The organism is Azoarcus taiwanensis, assembly GCF_012910885.1.
GTDB classification, from domain to species: domain Bacteria; phylum Pseudomonadota; class Gammaproteobacteria; order Burkholderiales; family Rhodocyclaceae; genus Azoarcus_F; species Azoarcus_F taiwanensis.
The window spans coordinates 1-16579 of the sequence record NZ_WTVM01000089.1; the positions used below are offsets into that span (position 1 = coordinate 1).

Genomic DNA, 16579 nt, shown 5'->3' on the forward strand with positions numbered 1-16579 from the left:
GGGTCTCACGGTCGATGCGACGAATCGCATCCTCCAGCGTATCGATGGCCCGCGTCAGGTCATCATTCTGGGCGTCGAGGTAGGACTTGCGCTCCTGCGCGGTGCGTAGCTCGTCGAGCGCGGCCAGGTTTACCTGCCCGAGCTCCCCTATCTCCCGCCCCAGCCGTGCCACTTCGCGCTGCAGGCTGGCCTCGCGAATCGTGTCGTCCAGCAAGGGCAGCAACACGGCCTCGTCGGCGTCGGACTCCTTGAGACGCTCGTCGAACTGGGCAGCTGCCAGCTCGGCCGCCTGCGCCGCGAGCCTGAGCTCGCCGATTCGGTTCCGCTGCGGCGCGGCTTCCTGCTCGCAACGCAGCCTGGACTCCTCCAGCGACTTCAATCGCGCCGCGGCCTGCTCCTGAGCGTCTCTGCATGCGGCCAGCGCCTGCTCTCGGGAGGTGCTGAGGGTCAGCGCCTCCTGCAGCGCATCGGCAGAGCGATGGCTGTCGGTCGCTTCGAGTTCGCGGTCTCTGGCTGCGCGCTCGTTGACGATGCGCTCCAACTGCTCCTCGGCGAGCAACAGGTTGCGTGCCACGTCCTCGAGCTTGCCGGCGCATTCTCGCTCCGCAAAACGGGCTTCCTGAAGCTCGCGCCCGGAGGCCGCCTCCAACGTGCGCAGCTCCCGCAAGGCCCGGTCGCGCTCATCGAAGACCTCCTGCGCCGAATCGTGCCGCTGGCGCTGCATTTCGGCGAGTTCGACGTATCGTGCATGCTCGGTTTCTGCACGCGTCAAGTGGTCCGTTTCGGTCGCAAGCTGCAGCGCCAGGTCATTCAGATCGCGACCGATCTGCGAGCGACGCTCCTCGGCACGCTGCATGGCCTGGTTGAGCTTGAGCAGCTCCACCTGCTCGGCGTGCAAGGCCTGCTGCTCCGCCTGAACTGCGCGTCTCAGATTCGACAGTTCCTCCGACAGCGCCGCGACCATGCCTTCGGCAGTCTGCAAGCTGCCGTGCGCCTGCTCCGCCTCGTGCTCGAGCACCTCGAGCGAGGCATCGAGCGCGTCGATCTCGCGTTGCCGTTCGATCACGCCATGAGTACGGCTATCCGGGCTGTGATGCACCAGTGCCGAGCGTGTGAGCAGCTGCCCGTCCCGGCTCACCAGGGCAATGCCCGGTTGCAGCTGATCGTGCCGGCCCACCCATGACGACAGAGACTCCACAGCATAGGCAGTTCCGAGCCAGGCCCTCACCGCAGCCCCGATCTCAGGTTCGAGTACCTCGACATGATCGATCAGCGGCGTCACGCCCTCGGCAATCGCGGGCTGTTCGGCAAGCCGCCCGGCGTCCGTGTCAGCGTTCGCGAGCAGAATCGCCAAGGACTCGGGTGGTGTCTGTTCGAACACTGCATCGATGGCCGGCGTGACATCACCGGTGAGCGCACCAAGACGTTCGCGCAGCACTGCCTCTACCGCAGCCTCCCAGCCTGCTGCCACCCGAAGCCCTCGCCACAGGGGCTGAAGCTCCTCGAGCTTGTGCCGTTTGAGCCAGTCGCCAAGCTTGCCCTGCGACTGCACCTTCGCCTGAAGTTGGGCAAGCGCATCGCGGCGGGCACGGTGCTCAGTGCTGCGCCGCTGCACCGCGCGCTCCTCGTCGAGCGCTGTCTTCAGGCTGGCTTGCGCTTCAGGCAGGCCCTGTTGTGCCCTTTCCAGCCGTGTTTGCAGCTCATGCAGACTGTCCTCGAGGGATTCGACCCTGGCCTGACGAGTAGCCACCGCGACTTCGTCCGGCCCTTCGATCTGCGCGGACTCCGACTGCAGCCGCAGTTTGCGCTGCTCCAATGCATCAAGCGCCCGCACGGCGCTCGCCCGACGCGTCTCCTCGACCCTGAGCTGCTGCTCGGTCTGCCCCAGCTCCCGGCGCGCCGCATTGACCGTGGTCTCCGCGACCTGGCGAGCCGTCTCCGCTTCGGGAAGTCGCTCGCTCACTTCATCGTGCCGAGCCTCGCAACGCTCGACCCTGAGTCGAGCGTTCTCTTCCAGCGCGAGCCAGCGCTCCCGGTCGCTCACCAACGATTCGCGCCTTGATGACCAATGCACCTCCTCGGCGTCCAGCTCCGTGATCCGCTTTTCGATCCGGTTGCGGCTCTCATGGAGATGGCGCAGCTCGGCCTCCAGCCGTCGCACCTCACCTGCAGCGGCGTAGAGATCCGCCTGCGCCTGATGCGTTGCCTCTGCGGACGCAAAATGCGCTTCGCGCGCCTGTTCCACAGCGCCTTCGAGTTCCTGCAGTTTCGCACTGCCAAGCTCGAGTTGGCTCGACAGCGACGCGAGCTCGGTGCGATGCCCATCCAGCTCGCCCCGCGCCTGCTCGCGCTTGAGCAGCCAGAGCAATTGCTGGCGCTGCTCAAGCATCTGACTGAGTTCGCGATACTTGGCGGCGACAAGAGCCTGCGCCTCGAGATGCTCGATGCGCTCACCCAGTTCGGTGCGGATGTCATCGAGACGTGCGAGATTGTCCCGCGCATCCGACAGCCGGCCTTCGGTCTCCCTGCGCCGCTCGCGGTACTTGGTCACCCCGGCGGCTTCTTCGAGAAACCCTCGTATCTCCTCGGGCTTGGCCTCGATGATGCGCGAGATCATCCCTTGCTCGATGATCGCGTAGGCGCGCGGTCCAAGGCCGGTGCCGAGGAAAAGGTCGATCACGTCCTTGCGGCGCACATGGACATTATTGATGAAGTAGGAAGATTCGCCACTTCGGTCCAGCACCCGCTTGACCGAGATCTCGGCGTAACGTGACCATTGCCCGGACGCCTTGCCGTCAGCGTTGTCGAACACCAGCTCGACACTCGCCCGGGACACCGGTTTGCGGGTAGTCGAGCCATTGAAGATCACGTCCTGCATCGACTCGCCGCGCAGGGCGCTCGCGCGGGTTTCGCCCAGCACCCAGCGTACCGCGTCGATAATGTTCGACTTGCCGCAACCGTTGGGCCCGACCACGCCCACGAGATTACCCGGCGCGAGCACCGTCGTGGGGTCGACGAAAGTCTTGAATCCGGCAAGTTTGAGCTTGGAGAGACGCACGCGGGGACAGGGAGTCAGGAGCGTTTGGGCGAGGCGCGCATGATACCATCGATGCCTGCCGGCTCATTCGGGCCTGAACCTGATGACATCCTGTTTCTATCCAAAGTGAATCCCAACCTCGACCGCTTGCACCCCTACCCGTTCGAAAAGCTTCGTGGGCTTTTTGCCGGGATCGAGAACACGACCGATCTGCGTCCGATTCGTCTGTCAATTGGCGAACCCCGCCACCCGACACCGGTGTTCATCAAACAGACCCTCACCGACAATCTCGACGGCCTCGCAATCTACCCCACGACCGCCGGCGGCGATGCCTTGCGCGGCGCGATCGGTGACTGGTTGGTTCGACGCTACGCGCTTACCGGACTGGACCCCTTGCGTCACGTGCTGCCGGTGACGGGATCTCGCGAGGCCTTGTTCGCCTTCGGCCAGTGCATACTCGACGGCAGCCGTCCGGGGGCGAAGGTGCTGTGCCCCAACCCCTTCTATCAGATCTATGAAGGCGCCGCCCTCCTCGCGGGCGCCGAGCCGGTGTTCATCAACAACCTCCCGGACGACGGCTTTGCCTCAGGTTTTGCCGCGATGTCCGGGCAAGAGTGGCAAGGCGTGCAACTCGTTTACGTCTGCTCGCCCGGCAATCCTACCGGGCGTGTGTTGTCGCTCGAAGAATGGGAACAGCTTTTCGACCTGTCCGACCGACATGACTTCGTGATCGCCGCTGACGAGTGCTATTCGGAGATCTACTTCGACGATGCCGCGCCGCCAATCGGTGCGCTGGAAGCCGCCCAGCGCGTCGGTCGTGACGATTTCCGCAACATCGTCATGTTCTCCAGCCTGTCGAAGCGTTCCAACGTGCCCGGTCTGCGCTCAGGCTTCGTCGCCGGAGACGCAAACATACTCGCACAGTTCCTCCGCTACCGCACTTACCATGGCTGCGCCATGGGCACGGCGATTCAAGCTGCCTCGGTCGCCGCTTGGAACGACGAGACCCACGTCGAGGAAAACCGCCGCCTGTACCGCGAGAAATTCGACCGAGTCATCCCGATTCTGTCGCCCTGGCTCGGCATCGAGCGACCGGAGGCAGGGTTCTACCTCTGGGCGCGCACGCCGGGTTCGGATACCGACTTCGCGCGCCGGCTGCAGGCTGAATATAATGTGACCGTCCTGCCGGGAAGCTTTCTCGCCCGAGAGGCACACGGCGTGAACCCCGGCGCGGGTTTCGTACGCATCGCCCTGGTAGCCGACATTGCCGAATGCGTCGAAGCCGCCGAACGCATCGCTGCCATGTGCAAGACACTCTGATCCTCCAACAACGGAAATCCCCAATGCAAGAACTCCAAAGAATCATCGACGAAGCTTTCGAGAACCGAGCCACGCTCTCCCCCAGCAGTGCCCCCGCAGAGATTCGCGACGCCGTTCAGACAGTCATCAACGGCCTGGACAGCGGCTCGCTGCGTGTCGCCGAGAAGCGCGATGGCCTGTGGGTGGTCAACCAGTGGGTCAAGAAGGCCGTGCTGATTTCCTTCCGGCTGGCCGACAATGAAGTCATGCCCGGTGCGGCGACCCAGTACTTCGACAAGGTCCCGACCAAGTTCGCCGACTACACGCCTGCACAGTTTCTCGACGGCGGTTTCCGGGTCGTCCCGCCCGCGGTGGCACGCAAGGGCAGCTACATCGCCCGCAACGTTGTGCTGATGCCGTCCTACGTCAACATCGGTGCCTATGTCGATGAAGGATCGATGGTTGACACGTGGGCGACCGTGGGCTCCTGCGCACAGATCGGCAAGAACGTGCACCTGTCCGGCGGCGTCGGCATTGGTGGCGTCCTCGAGCCGATCCAGGCCGGCCCGGTCATCATCGAAGACAACGTCTTCGTCGGTGCCCGCTCGGAAGTCGTCGAAGGCGTGATCATCGAAGAGAACGCGGTTCTGTCGATGGGCGTGTACATTGGTCAAAGCACCAAAATCTACGATCGCGAAACCGGCGAGATTCACTACGGACGCGTTCCGGCCGGCGCGGTTGTCGTACCTGGCAGCCTGCCGTCGCCCTGCGGCAAGTACAGTCTTTATTGCGCCGTGATCGTCAAGAAGGTCGACGCGCAGACGCGCGCCAAGACCGGCATCAACGAACTCCTCAGGGGCGCCTGAGAACCCGACGCGGCAGGTTCGCCCTGCCGCCTTCTGACCCTGGATCCATTTTTTCAGAGAGACGCCAGATGATCTTCGACAAGCTCTTTCAGTTGATGGCGGAAAAGCAGGCCTCGGACATCTACATCACCGCAGGCGCACCGATCCACATCAAGATCCAGGGCCACACGATGCCCATCAACCAGCAGATGATGGATCACGAGATGATCCGGAAGATGCTCTACGAGTTGATCGCTCCCGAGCAAGCCGAAGCTTTCGAGAGAGACAAGGAGCTCAACATTTCGCGTGGTATCACGGGGATCGGCAATTTCCGGATCAACGCATTCTGGCAACGCAACAGCATCAGCATCGTGATGCGCTTCATCCAGGGCGACATTCCCACCTTGAACTCGCTCAACCTGCCGCCGGTGCTCGCAGATGTGGTTATGGAGAAGCGCGGACTGGTGCTGGTAGTCGGATCGACCGGTTCAGGTAAATCGACGACGCTTGCGTCGATGATCGACCACCGCAACCGGAGCCGGGCCGGCCACATCCTGACTGTCGAGGATCCAATCGAGTACCTGTTTCGTCACCGGCGCTCCGTCGTTAACCAACGCGAGGTCGGCATCGATACCCAAAGCTGGCAGGAAGCACTGCGCAACGCCATGCGACAGGCTCCCGACTGCATCCTGATCGGCGAGATCCGCGACCGGGAAACCATGCAGGCGGCGCTCGCCTATGCGCAAACCGGCCACCTCTGCCTCGCGACACTGCACGCAAACAACGCCTACCATGCGCTCAACCGCATCGTAAACTTCTTTCCGCTCGAGAATCGTTCGCTACTCTATCTCGATCTTGCGGTCGCATTGCGTTGCATCATGTCGCAACGATTGGTGCGACGCCCTGACGGCAAGCGCATACCGGCAGTCGAGATCCTGATGAACACGCGCCATATCGCCGATCTCATCGAACGTGGTGATCTCACCGAAATCAAGGAAGCAATGGAGCAAAGTCTCGCCCCGGGGTCGCAGACCTTCGAGCAGGACTTGTTCCGGCTTTATCAGGAAAAGGTTATCTCGCTGGACGAAGCACTCGGCAATGCCGACTCCCCGACCAACCTGTCCTGGCTCATCAACAATGCACAGCTCAGCACCCCCGAGCCCGAGGATAAGCAGAAGTCACTCAGAAAGGGCGTGGCCGCGGTCGACTTCGAAACCACTGACTCCGAAGGCGCCTCGTTTCAGGAGTTTTCGCTCCACCTCGATGACGAAGGCCGGTAGAGGACGTTATCCATTCACAAATAACACTCGCTCGACGAACAGTCGAGCGGTGTCAATAAATAATAATGACCCACATCGACTCCCCAACTCTGGCCCTTGCCAAACAACTGATCGAGAGAAACTCGGTGACCCCGGACGACGCAGGTTGTCTGGATATCATTTCCGCCCGACTGCAGAAGCTTGGATTCGAGCTTGAACGCATAGATGCAGGCGGTGTGGCAAACCTCTGGGCACGCCGTGGGGACGCGTCGCCGCTACTGTGCTTTGCCGGACACACCGACGTGGTACCGCCCGGGCCAGCGGAACGCTGGCACAGTCCCCCTTTCGTCCCAAGCATTCGTGACGGTCTGCTCTACGGCCGGGGCGCGGCCGACATGAAGACCTCGCTGGCCGCCTTCGTCACTGCAATCGAGCGCTTCATCGAAAACCATCCCGACCACACCGGCTCCATTGCCCTGCTGCTGACCTCAGACGAAGAAGGCGTGGCGACACATGGGACCGTCAAGGTCGTGGAAGCGCTTGCAGCTCGTGACGAGCGACTGGACTACTGCATCGTCGGTGAACCCACCTCGGTCAAGCATCTCGGGGACATGATCAAGAACGGGCGCCGTGGCTCGCTTTCAGGCACCCTCACCGTACGCGGCCAGCAAGGTCATGTCGCCTACCCGCATCTGGCCCGCAACCCGATTCACGAGCTTGCGCCGGCGCTTGCCGAACTCACGACCATCCGCTGGGACGACGGCAACGAGTTCTTTCCGCCGACTACGTGGCAGGTCTCCAACATTCACGCTGGCACTGGCGCCAACAACGTCATTCCCGGCGAATGCACGGTACTGTTCAACTTCCGCTTCGCATCGGTCAGCTCGGCCGAGTCACTCAAACAACGCACCCACGAGGTGCTTGACCGGCACGGGCTCGAGTACCACATCGACTGGCACCTTTCGGGCAAACCTTATCTCACCGGCCGTGGGCGTCTGGTCGAGGCAGTCTCGGGCGCCATCCGCGACGAAACCGGAATCGTGACCGAGCTGTCGACCACCGGCGGCACCTCGGACGGCCGGTTTATCGCTGACATTTGTACCGAAGTCGTCGAGTTCGGTCCGATCAACGCGACCATCCACCAAGTCAACGAGTGTGTCTCGGTCGAGGCCATCGAACCGCTTTCACGGATCTACGAGCGGACACTGAACGCACTGCTCAAGAATGGAAATCAATGACATGTCCGACCTGATGCAGGACACCTCCGACCACGAGCACGAACACGAGCACGGGCCCCTGGTCGAGCTCGTGACACTGCGCGACTGGCTTCGCTACGCGGTCACCCGTTTCAATCGTGCATCACTGTTCTTCGGCCACGGTTGCGCGGATGCGTACGACGAGGCGGTGTGGCTGTTGCTGCATACGCTCGATCTACCACTCGATCGCCTCGAACCCTTCCTCGATGCCTGCATCACCGGCGAGGAGCGCGAAGCGTTGCTCGAGGTGATCGAACGTCGCATCAACGAACGGCTGCCGGCTGCGTACCTGACTGGCGAAGCCTGGCTCGGCGATTTCCGCTTCAAGGTCGACCCCCGTGTCATCGTGCCGCGCTCATTCTTCGCCGAACTGCTCGGTGACGGTCTCGAACCCTGGATCCAGGACGTACATGGAGTGAGCGACGCACTCGATCTGTGCACCGGCTCTGGCTGCCTGGCGATCCTCATGAGCCATGTCTTTCCCAATGCCCAGGTTGTTGGTGCCGACCTCTCGGAAGATGCACTCTCGGTCGCACGCGACAACGTCAGCGCGTACGGACTGGAAGAACGGGTCGAATTGCTCTGCAGCGACGTCTACAGTGGAATGAGGCAACGTCGTTTCGATCTCATCATCTCCAATCCGCCCTACGTCACCCGCGAGGCGATGGATGCCTTGCCACCCGAGTATCTGCACGAACCGCGCATGGCGCTGGCAGCCGGCGATGACGGGATGGACGTGGTCCGCAGAATCATTGCGGGGGCACGCGAGCACCTCAAACCAGGGGGTGTCCTTGCTGTCGAGGTCGGGCACAATCGCGCCCTTGTGGATGCCGCCTTTCCCGAGCTACCGCTGGTCTGGTTATCCGCAGGCGGTGTGGAAGACTGCATATTTCTGATCACTGAAGAGAATCTGCCCCCGGGCGCCGTTTGAACACCCCGTCCGGATATGGAGTGGAACATGCACAACGATCGCCCGATTCTCCTGGTCGAAGACAATCCCGATGACGAGGCGCTGACGTTGCGCGCCTTCAGCAAGACCGGGGTAAAGAATCCGGTCGTGGTCGCGCGCGACGGCGTCGAGGCGATCGATACGCTTTTCGGAACCGAAGAGAACCCCGCTTCGAGACGCCCTGCCCTGGTACTGCTCGACCTGAAATTGCCGCGTATCGACGGCCTCGAGGTGCTGCGCAGGATTCGCGCCGATGAGAACACCACGCTGACGCCGGTTGTCATCCTCACCACATCCAACGAACCGAGGGATATCCAGCAAGCCTACCAACTGGGTGCCAATGGCTATGTCCGCAAGCGCATCGACTACCAGGCCTTCGTCGAATCCGTCGATGTCATCATCAAATACTGGCTCGGGCTGAACGAGCCCGCTGAGCGCAGTCTCTGACAGCGCATTCAGAGCAGTGCTTCTATCGCGCTTGCAAGCGACTCCGGCGACGTGGTTGGTGCGAAGCGTTCGATCAGTCTGCCGTCGCGTCCCACCAGAAACTTGGTGAAGTTCCACTTTATTGCGGTCGTACCGGCCAGACCAGGCGCAGCCTTGGTCAGATAAGCGAATAAGGGGTTGGCATTCGGACCATTCACCTCGACCTTCTCGGCCATGGGGAAAGTAACGGAGTAACGGCTCTGGCAGAATTCGGCGATCTCCGTTTCGCTGCCTGGCTCCTGGCCACCAAACTGGTTGCAGGGCACCCCGATCACGACCAGCCCACGGTCGGCGAACCGCTCATGGAGCGCTTGCAGCCCGGCATACTGCGGCGTAAACCCACAGTGACTCGCGGTATTGACGATGAGGAGCACCGACCCGGCGTAAGCCGACAGTGGCAAAGGCTTGCCGTCAAGGGCGCGGAGTTCGAAATCGAAAACCGTGCTCATGCTGTCAGGCAACCTCGTCGATCCAAGCCTGCTGGATCGCCTCCAGAATACGCTCACCGCAATGTGCCGGGTCGTCGTCGAACTCTGGCAACGCCAGGACCCAATTCATGAGGTCTACGAAGTTCACACGAGTGGGATCGATCTCAGGATGCGCTTCGGACAACTGGATCGCGATCTCTTCGACTTCAGTCCATTTCATCAGTGCTTGCCCTCACGAGCCATGTTGATCGTATAGCGTGGAATCTCCACAACCAGCGGCGTATCGCCGACGACGGCCTGACAGGACAGGCGGGATTGCGGCTCGAGCCCCCAGGCCTTGTCGAGCAAGTCTTCTTCCTCCTCCTCTGCCTCGGCAAGCGAATCGAAACCCTCCCGAACAATGACATGACATGTCGTGCAGGCACAGGACTTCTCACACGCGTGTTCTATGTCGATACCGTTATCAAGCAAGGCATCACATAGCGTTCCGCCCGGTGTTGTTTCGAAAACCGCACCGTCCGGGCAAAGTTCTACGTGGGGGAGAACGACTATCTGGGTCATGCTTCAATCTCGTTGAGTTTACGTCCAGCCAGTGCGGCGCGAACGCTCTTGTCCATACGGCGAGCGGCGAAATCGTCGGTCGCGCGCGCCAGCGCATCAATTCCCTTTCTGATCGCGTGATGATCACTGCCAGCCTTCAGTTCAAGAAGACGACTCATCACCTCGTCTATCAGCTTGCGCTCCTCAGGGCTCAGGAGTTCGCCATCGGCGACGAGCGCCTGAGTCGTGGCCTCGAGCAGCCGTTCAGCCTCGAAAACCTGCTCCTGAAGCGCACGGGCATTCTTGTCCTCGGCGGCGTGTTCCATGCCGTCATGGAGCATCGTCGCAATCTCATCGTCGCTCAAACCGTAGGAAGGCTTGACTGAAACATGGGCTTCCACACCGGACGACATTTCGCGTGCGGTGACTGACAACAAGCCGTCTGCATCCACCTGAAAGGTGACCCGAATACGTGCCGCGCCGGCTGCCATCGGCGGGATGCCGCGCAGTTCAAAACGCGCCAGCGAGCGACAATCGCGCACGAGCTCACGTTCGCCCTGCACGACGTGGAAGGCCATGGCAGTCTGGCCGTCCTTGAAAGTCGTGAACTCCTGAGCACGTGCAATCGGCAAAGTCGCATTACGCTGAATCACCTTCTCGACCAAGCCACCCATGGTTTCCAGGCCCAGCGACAGCGGAATGACGTCGAGCAACAACCAGTCGTCTTCGTTGCGACGGTTGCCGGCGAGCACATCGGCCTGAATCGCGGCACCAAGGGCCACCACTTTGTCCGGATCGAGATTGGTCAATGGTTCCTGACCAAAGAATTCGGCGACAGCACGCTGGATGTGCGGCATACGGGTCGCCCCGCCGACCATCACGACACCCTTGATGTCTTCCGCCGACAGCCCGGCATCGCGCAACACCTTGCGCATCGGTGCAATCGTCTTGCGCACGAGATGCTCGGTGATTTCAGCGAACTCCTTCCGGGTAATGGTCAGATCGACCTCTTCGTCAGAGGCGAGCGGAACATGGATTCTCGCCTCCTCGCAGGCGGTAAGCAGCTCCTTCGCCTCGCGAGCCTTGATCAGCAAGCGGCGGGCGTCCTGGCTCGAAGGCGGTGAAATGTGTGCCTTGTCGAGTATCCAGCAGAACAGTCGATGATCGAAGTCGTCGCCACCCAGTGCACTGTCACCATTGGTCGCCAACACTTCAAAGATTCCGCGAGACAGCTTGAGAATGGACAGGTCGAAGGTCCCGCCTCCCAGGTCATACACCGCGTACAAGCCTTCCGACGCGTTGTCCAGACCGTATGCAACTGCGGCCGCAGTGGGCTCATTGAGCAGACGCAAGACATTCAGTCCTGCGATCTGAGCCGCGTCCTTGGTTGCCTGTCGTTGAGCATCGTCGAAATAGGCAGGTACAGTGATCACGACACCGGTCAGCGGCCCGCCGAGACTGGCCTCGGCTCGGGTGGCGAGCACCTTGAGAATCTCGGCCGACACCGCAACCGGGCTCTTGACGCCCTGTACGGTGCGCAGACGTACCATGCCTTCGGTATCGACGAAATCATAGGGCATGGTCTCGACGTGCGCGACATCCTTGAACCCGCGCCCCATGAATCGTTTGACCGAAAGAATGGTATTCCTCGGGTCACTGGCATGCGCCAGCAATGCCTGCTTTCCGACCTGTATCGAACCATCGCCGAGATAGCGGACCACGGACGGCAACATGGTCGCTCCGGTATCGTCCGGCAGACACACCGAGATGCCATTGCGCACGGTCGCCACCAGAGAGTTCGTGGTTCCGAGATCGATACCGGCAGCCAGGCGATGCTTGTGCGGCTCGGTGCCCATGCCGGGTTCGGCGATTTGCAATAGTGCCATCAGTCCTCAAGCGCCTCGAGGGCGTTGTCAATTTCGTGCTGAAGTTTTTCCATGAACATCAGGCGGCGCGCGGTCTCCGCCGCCGTAGACAGGTCGCGGTCTGCATCAAAGCTTTGCTGAAGCTTGCCGTACAAATCCTTCCCCGCCGAGCGGAGACGCTGATGGAGCTTCTCCAGTTCTTCGACATCGGCTGCCTCGCGCGCCTCCTCGACCGCCTCCCGCCATTCCATCTGCTCCATCAGAAACTCGGGCGACATCGCGGTATTGGTCTCAAGGCCCGCGTCCACGCCACCCAGTTCGAGAAGATACAGGGCGCGAGACAAAGGCTTGCGCAGCGTTCGAAACGCCTCGTTGACCTGAGTCGCCCACTGCATCGCCCGACGCTTGTCCGCGTCGGGCAGATGCGCGTGCCGATCCGGATGCACGCGTGCATGCAAGTCGTGATACGCAGACTCGAGCGCCAGTTCGTCGACCTCGAAGCGGCGTGGCAGGCCAAACAGCGCGAAGAAATCCTGCTGAAGGTCGATCGTCATCGGCGTCCTTGTCAGATCAGACGTTGAAGCTCTCGCCGCAACCGCACTCGTCCTTGACGTTCGGGTTTCTGAAACGGAAACCCTCGTTGAGGCCTTCGCGGACGAAATCCAGCTCGGTACCCTCAAGATAAGGCAGGCTCTTGGGATCGACCAGCACCTTGACGCCGTGGCACTCAAACACGACGTCTTCATCGAGCGCCTCGTCGGCGAACTCCAGCTTGTAGGCCATGCCGGAGCAGCCAGAGGTCCGCACGCCAAGTCGAATGCCGACGCCCTTGCCCCGCTTGGAGATGAAGTTGGCTACGTGTTTCGCAGCACTTTCGCTCAGGGTGACGCTCATTTCGGACTCCTCAGGCCTCGTGCTTCTTTTTGTAGTCGGCAACAGCCGCCTTGATCGCATCCTCGGCAAGAATCGAGCAGTGGATCTTCACCGGCGGCAACGCCAGCTCCTCGGCGATCTGGGTGTTCTTGATCTCGAGTGCCTGATCCACTGTCTTGCCCTTGACCCACTCGGTTACGAGCGAGCTCGACGCGATGGCCGAACCGCAACCATAGGTCTTGAAGCGCGCGTCTTCAATAACGCCGTCCGAACCGACCTTGATCTGTAACTTCATCACGTCACCACAGGCCGGGGCACCGACCATGCCGGTGCCGACACCTTCGTCATCCTTGGTGAAGGAGCCCACGTTGCGGGGGTTTTCGTAATGGTCGAGGACTTTTTCACTGTAAGCCATGATAGTTCTCCTAGTCTCTCCGTTGTATTTTCAGTGAGCAGCCCACTGCACGGTATTCAGATCCACACCTTCCTGAACCATTTCCCACAGAGGAGAGAGTTCGCGAAGCTTACCGATCTTTTCGTGCAGCAGCTTGATTGTGTAGTCGACTTCTTCTTCCGTCGTGAAGCGGCCAATGCTGAAGCGAATGGAACTGTGCGCCAGTTCGTCGTTGCGCCCCAGCGCACGCAGCACATAGGACGGCTCCAGACTTGCCGACGTGCAGGCCGAACCCGACGACACCGCGATGTCCTTGATCGCCATGATCAGCGACTCGCCCTCGACATAGGCGAAGGAAATGTTGAGGTTGTGCGGCACCCGGCTGTCAAGGTCGCCATTCACAAACACCGCCTCGATGTCTTGCAGGCCGCTGAGCAGCTTGTCACGAAGCATGCGGATACGTTCGTTCTCCGCACCCATCTCCTCGCGCGCAATCCGGAATGCCTCGCCCATACCGACGATCTGGTGGGTTGCAAGCGTGCCCGAGCGCAAGCCTCTCTCGTGGCCACCGCCGTGCATCTGAGCCTCGAGACGCACCCTCGGCTTGCGTCGTACGTAAAGCGCGCCGACACCCTTGGGGCCGTATGTCTTGTGTGCCGAAAATGACATCAGATCGACTTTGAGCGCGCTCAGGTCGATCGCCACCTTGCCGGTTGCCTGGGCAGCGTCGACATGAAAGACGATACCCTTCTCGCGGCAAAGCTCACCGATCTCGGCGATCGGCTGGATGACGCCGATTTCGTTATTGACCATCATCACCGACACGACGATGGTGTCGGGCCGGATGGCCGCACGCAGCGCATCCAGATCGACCAGACCGTTCTCCTGAACGTCGAGATAAGTCGCCTCGAAACCCTGGCGCTCCAGCTCACGCACTGTGTCCAGCACCGCCTTATGTTCGGTCTTGAGGGTGATCAGGTGCTTGCCCTTGCTCTTGTAGAACTGCGCCGCACCCTTGATCGCGAGATTGTTCGATTCGGTGGCGCCCGAGGTCCAGATGATCTCCTTCGAGTCTGCCCCGACCAGGGTGGCCACCTCGGCGCGCGCATCTTCGACGGCCTTCTCTGCTTCCCAGCCGTAGGCATGCGAGCGGCTCGCCGGGTTACCGAAATGCTCGGTCAACCAGGGAATCATCTTCGCCGCGACCCGCGGATCCACCGGGGTGGTGGCCGAATAGTCGAGATAGATCGGAAACTTCATCATGGGGTCTCTCCGTACGCCAATTTGTTTTCAACCATGAACCGCAATCGCGGTCAGATTCTTTAATTCCGCAACAACCAACTCGAACGCGGCAGCAAAGCGTTCGATGTCATCTTCAGTCGTGTCCCGACCCAGACTGATGCGCACCGCGTTACGCGCGATCACCGGATCGACACCCATCGCCAGCAGAGTGTGCGACGGCTCGGGATTGGCACTCGAACAGGCTGAGCCGCTCGCGCAGGCAAACCCGGCCCGATCCAGCTTGGCAACCAGGGTTTCACCATCAATCCCCGGTACAGCGAAAAAGCTCGTGTTCGGCAAACGCGGCGCACCATTCGAAAAGACCCGCGCACCGCTGTTGCCAATATGGGCTTCCAGCCGTTCGCGCAGTCGCCCCAGCCGTTGTGCCTCTGCAGCGACCGAGTCTGCCGCCAGTTCGGCCGCAACGCCAAAGCCCACAATCGCTGCAACGTTCTCGGTTCCCGAACGCAAACCTCTTTCCTGACCGCCTCCGGCAATCAAGGGTGCAACTTCAACCCGCTTGTCGAGCACCAGCGCACCGGCACCGAGCGGCCCCCCAATCTTGTGCGCCGACAGCGTCATGCCATGAACACCAAGTTCGCGAAACCGCAGTGGCATCTTGCCGAATGCCTGGACTGCGTCGGTGTGAAACCAGGTCGCAGCGCGGGGCGCTTCAGCCGCCAGACTCGCGACGTCCTGCACCACACCGCTTTCGTTGTTGGCGAGCATCACCGACACCAGCGCCGGATGCTCGGCGACGATCTCAAGCCAATCGGCGCGGTTGATTCGACCCTCGCGGTCCACCTTGATCTCGCGCACTGTCCAACCAACGCGGCGCAGTTGTCGCGCCGGCTCGCGGACACAGGGATGCTCCACCGCCCCAATCGCGATCAGCCCGGGCTTGGTCAGCGCTGCGACGCCTTTGATGAACAGATTGTTCGATTCGGAACCGCCGCTGGTGAACACCACCTCGGTCGAATGCGCTCCGACAGCGGCCGCGACTTTCGCACGCGCCTCGTCAATTGCCTCACGTGCCCGGCGACCATACTCGTGACGACTCGAGGCATTGCCAAAGCGCGCCCCGAGCCACGGCAGCATCGCCTCACGCACTGCCGGATGCAACGGCGCGCTGGCGTTCCAGTCGAGGTAGGTCGGCGCAAACATGATCGCTTCGTCCTGTTGCCTCAGGCCGTCACGCTCTGACGCAGGGAGATCGTCGCACGGCGCCGCACATCCTTGAGCACGCTCATATTGGGATCCGGTTTGACCTGCTGACGCACCAACGCGCCAAGCGACACAGAGTCGAGGTACTCATACATGCGCTTGTTGAGGTTTGCCCACAGATCGTGCGTCATGCAGCGATGCTCATCGTGGCAATTCTCTTTGCCGCCACACTGAGTCGCATCGAGAGGTTCATCCACTGCGATGATAATGTCGGCGACTGTGATCTCATCAACCTTGCGCGCCAGCCGGTAGCCACCACCTGGACCACGCACGCTGCTCACGAGCTTGTAGCGACGAAGCTTGCCGAACAGTTGCTCGAGATAAGACAGTGAGATGCGCTGACGTTCCGCTATACCAGCCAAAGTGACCGGACCGTCAACCTCGCGGGCGGCCAGATCGATCATCGCGGTTACCGCAAATCTACCTTTAGTGGTCAGTCTCATATTGCCATCCTTGCGTCGGGAGCGACGTTGATTGAATACCTTAACGTTTCACTCGACTATATAGTTCCCGACAAAAACGGTCAACTACTTTGCCAAGCTCTCAATCAACCATTTTCGACAGCTTCTGAGCGTCGAAGTCGTCCGACCTATCCACCGTTTCATCAAGGTGTATCCCGGCCTTCTCGATGCGTTCGATCAACACCTGAAGTCGCCGGTCGGTCTCGACCGCATGATCGAGCAGACCATGCAGGGCCTTGGCCATCGGGTCGTCCATTTCGCGGGTCACACCATAGGCCGAGAAGCCCATTTGCGCGGCCTTGCGCTCACGCTCTTCGTCCCGGTCGACACCCTTGTTCGGGTCGATGAGTCGCGCCGGATTACCAACCGCAGTGAATCCCGC

17 protein-coding genes and 1 pseudogene are annotated in these 16579 nt (G+C 61.2%); 6 read left to right on the forward strand and 12 right to left on the reverse strand.

The features are described from left to right. The coding region (gene smc, locus GPA21_RS13720; protein WP_168988710.1) for a chromosome segregation protein SMC at positions 1-3058 on the reverse strand (3058 nt) is incomplete at its 3' end. Positions 3059-3163: 105 nt separating this feature from the next. On the opposite strand from smc, the gene dapC reads away from it, so the two are divergent. The 6 genes from dapC to GPA21_RS13750 all read left to right on the forward strand — a co-directional run bounded on the left by dapC (position 3164) and on the right by GPA21_RS13750 (position 9092). Then, on the forward strand, positions 3164-4357 hold the full coding sequence (gene dapC / locus GPA21_RS13725; RefSeq protein ID WP_168988725.1) for a succinyldiaminopimelate transaminase: 1194 nt from the start codon (positions 3164-3166) through the stop codon (positions 4355-4357). Between the two features lie 23 nt (positions 4358-4380). Further along, complete coding sequence (gene dapD, locus GPA21_RS13730; RefSeq protein ID WP_168988711.1) at positions 4381-5202, forward strand: 2,3,4,5-tetrahydropyridine-2,6-dicarboxylate N-succinyltransferase; 822 nt, start codon at positions 4381-4383, stop codon at positions 5200-5202. Positions 5203-5270: 68 nt separating this feature from the next. Further along, positions 5271-6461 (forward strand): PilT/PilU family type 4a pilus ATPase, encoded by a 1191-nt coding sequence (locus GPA21_RS13735; RefSeq protein WP_168988712.1) that lies wholly within the window; start codon positions 5271-5273, stop codon positions 6459-6461. Positions 6462-6526: 65 nt separating this feature from the next. Beyond that, complete coding sequence (gene dapE, locus GPA21_RS13740) at positions 6527-7678, forward strand: succinyl-diaminopimelate desuccinylase (RefSeq protein WP_168988713.1); 1152 nt, start codon at positions 6527-6529, stop codon at positions 7676-7678. A 1-nt stretch (position 7679) separates the two neighbouring features. Further along, positions 7680-8627: a 50S ribosomal protein L3 N(5)-glutamine methyltransferase gene (gene prmB, locus GPA21_RS13745; RefSeq protein ID WP_168988714.1), complete on the forward strand. Its 948-nt coding sequence runs from the start codon at positions 7680-7682 to the stop codon at positions 8625-8627. A gap of 27 nt (positions 8628-8654) precedes the next feature. Next, positions 8655-9092, forward strand: a complete 438-nt coding sequence (locus tag GPA21_RS13750; RefSeq protein WP_168988715.1) for a response regulator — start codon at positions 8655-8657, stop codon at positions 9090-9092. Positions 9093-9100: 8 nt separating this feature from the next. On the opposite strand, the gene GPA21_RS13755 is transcribed toward GPA21_RS13750, so the two are convergent. From GPA21_RS13755 to GPA21_RS13805, 11 genes and pseudogenes are all read right to left on the reverse strand, one after another. Continuing rightward, positions 9101-9580, reverse strand: coding sequence for a glutathione peroxidase (locus GPA21_RS13755; RefSeq protein ID WP_168988716.1), 480 nt, complete (start codon positions 9578-9580; stop codon positions 9101-9103). Positions 9581-9584: 4 nt separating this feature from the next. After that, the gene (iscX, locus tag GPA21_RS13760) at positions 9585-9779 is read right to left on the reverse strand and encodes a Fe-S cluster assembly protein IscX (RefSeq protein ID WP_168988717.1); all 195 of its coding nucleotides are present in this window, start codon (positions 9777-9779) and stop codon (positions 9585-9587) included. Beyond that, entirely contained in the window at positions 9779-10120 is a 342-nt protein-coding gene (fdx, locus tag GPA21_RS13765) for an ISC system 2Fe-2S type ferredoxin (protein ID WP_168988718.1), read from the reverse strand. The genes iscX and fdx overlap by 1 nt, the downstream gene beginning before the upstream one ends. Further along, positions 10117-11985: a Fe-S protein assembly chaperone HscA gene (gene hscA / locus GPA21_RS13770; protein WP_168988719.1), complete on the reverse strand. Its 1869-nt coding sequence runs from the start codon at positions 11983-11985 to the stop codon at positions 10117-10119. The genes fdx and hscA overlap by 4 nt, the downstream gene beginning before the upstream one ends. Further along, entirely contained in the window at positions 11985-12518 is a 534-nt protein-coding gene (gene hscB / locus GPA21_RS13775) for a Fe-S protein assembly co-chaperone HscB (protein ID WP_168988720.1), read from the reverse strand. The genes hscA and hscB overlap by 1 nt, the downstream gene beginning before the upstream one ends. Positions 12519-12534: 16 nt before the next feature. Continuing rightward, positions 12535-12858 (reverse strand): iron-sulfur cluster assembly protein IscA, encoded by a 324-nt coding sequence (gene iscA, locus GPA21_RS13780; protein WP_168988721.1) that lies wholly within the window; start codon positions 12856-12858, stop codon positions 12535-12537. Between the two features lie 10 nt (positions 12859-12868). After that, positions 12869-13252: a Fe-S cluster assembly scaffold IscU gene (gene iscU / locus GPA21_RS13785; RefSeq protein ID WP_168988722.1), complete on the reverse strand. Its 384-nt coding sequence runs from the start codon at positions 13250-13252 to the stop codon at positions 12869-12871. A gap of 30 nt (positions 13253-13282) precedes the next feature. Next, on the reverse strand, positions 13283-14494 hold the full coding sequence (locus GPA21_RS13790) for an IscS subfamily cysteine desulfurase (RefSeq protein WP_168988723.1): 1212 nt from the start codon (positions 14492-14494) through the stop codon (positions 13283-13285). Positions 14495-14521: 27 nt separating this feature from the next. Further along, positions 14522-15676, reverse strand: coding sequence for a cysteine desulfurase family protein (locus GPA21_RS13795; RefSeq protein ID WP_211163601.1), 1155 nt, complete (start codon positions 15674-15676; stop codon positions 14522-14524). Between the two features lie 20 nt (positions 15677-15696). Continuing rightward, the gene (iscR, locus tag GPA21_RS13800) at positions 15697-16179 is read right to left on the reverse strand and encodes a Fe-S cluster assembly transcriptional regulator IscR (protein ID WP_168988724.1); all 483 of its coding nucleotides are present in this window, start codon (positions 16177-16179) and stop codon (positions 15697-15699) included. 100 nt (positions 16180-16279) lie between these two features. Beyond that, positions 16280-16579, reverse strand: a pseudogene (locus GPA21_RS13805) (serine O-acetyltransferase); the annotation flags it as partial.